This window comes from Sulfitobacter sp. HI0129, assembly GCF_001635395.1.
In the GTDB taxonomy this organism is placed as follows: Bacteria; Pseudomonadota; Alphaproteobacteria; order Rhodobacterales; family Rhodobacteraceae; genus Sulfitobacter.
The window spans coordinates 1-1,290 of the sequence record NZ_LWGH01000629.1 but is presented as its reverse complement, the minus strand read 5'-3'; the positions used below and the strand labels follow the sequence as shown (position 1 = coordinate 1,290).

Sequence of the window (1,290 nt, the reverse complement as noted above, 5' to 3'; positions counted from 1 at the left end):
TCGCTGGGCGCGGGGATGCTGACGGCGACATCCGACCTCGATATGATCGTGATTTACGATCCCCGGGAGGACGAAGGATCGGACGGGCCGCGCCCGCTGGCCACGCGGCCCTATTTCGCGCGGCTCACGCAGGCGATGATCACGGCGATGACCGCCCCGATGAGCCAGGGCAAGCTCTACGAGGTGGACATGCGGCTGCGGCCTTCGGGCAATCAGGGGCCTGTCGCCACCAGCCTTGCCGCTTTCAAGAGCTATCAGCGTGAACAGGCGTGGGTCTGGGAACATCTGGCGCTGACGCGCGCCGCGATCGTGGCGGGGCCCGCCGATCTGGGGGAAGACGTGGAGGCGCTGCGACGCGAGATCATTGGGCGTGAGACAGCCGGTCCCGGTATCGTCGAGGAAATGGCCCGCATGCGGACCCGAATCGCCGATGCGAAGTCTCCCCACGGCCCCTTCGATGCCAAGATCGGACCGGGCCGCCTGCAGGACATCGAACTGCTCGCGCAGGCGGGCGCGCTTGTCGCTGGCGAAATGGCGGGGGACGTGCCCGCCGGTCTGCGCGCCGGGGTTCGGGCGGCGCTGCTGAACGAAGACGAGGTCCGCGTGCTGGAGGAATGCTACGACAACTGCTGGGCCCTGCAATGTGCGGCGCGACTGTTGTCTTCGAAGCCCATAGATGCGGACCGGCTGGGGCAGGCGGGGATCGCCTTTCTTTGCCGCAGCCTTGGCGTCGATGACCTGCCCGCACTGGAGCGCAAGATGCTGGATACCTATAAAACTGCGCGCGAACAGATAGATAGGGCCATCTCGCGCAGCGTCGGCGCAAGGGCGGAGCAGGAATGACCGAAAAGCATGCACCCGAGGATCCCAAGGGCCTCATTTATGAGGCGTACCGGATCGACGGGATCACCGCCTCCGAATGCCGGTCGATCTTCCTCGACTGGGCGCTGAGCCTACCGCTCGATGCCGATACGCCCGGTCTCATCCGCAGTTTGCTGACCCGACAGGATGCGGTGGAGGAGCACCCGATGACGGTTGTGCTGCGGGATGGCCTGACCACCTTGCAGGCGCCTCGCCGGCGCGGCGGATGGCGGAGCCGTCCGCGGAATTGATCCACTTGCACGCAGTCTCAATAACTGAGGATTGACACCTCAAAAACGCGTAAAATTCACGAAGGAAATATATTTCGGTCGCAAACTCGCCCTATTTGGCCGCCAGAACCGGTTCAGACAGAGAAAAGCGAGGACGCCATGAACATTTCCATCATCAAGACGATCGCCGCCCTTGGAC

The 1,290-nt window shown here is 64.0% G+C and carries 1 protein-coding gene and 1 pseudogene; both read left to right on the top strand.

The window, feature by feature from the left end; translation table 11 throughout:
- Positions 1-843 (top strand): annotated as a pseudogene (locus A3764_RS16410) (glutamine-synthetase adenylyltransferase); the annotation flags it as partial.
- Positions 840-1,112, top strand: coding sequence for a hypothetical protein (locus tag A3764_RS16405; protein ID WP_067924582.1), 273 nt, complete (start codon positions 840-842; stop codon positions 1,110-1,112). The pseudogene A3764_RS16410 and the gene A3764_RS16405, both read left to right, overlap by 4 nt.
- The last annotated feature ends 178 nt before the right edge of the window (positions 1,113-1,290 follow it).

Excerpts from the sequence above, each read along its gene's own strand:
- A3764_RS16405 (WP_067924582.1), top strand. The coding sequence starts at position 840 with ATGACCGAAAAGCATGCACCCGAGGATCCCAAGGGCCTCATTTATGAG.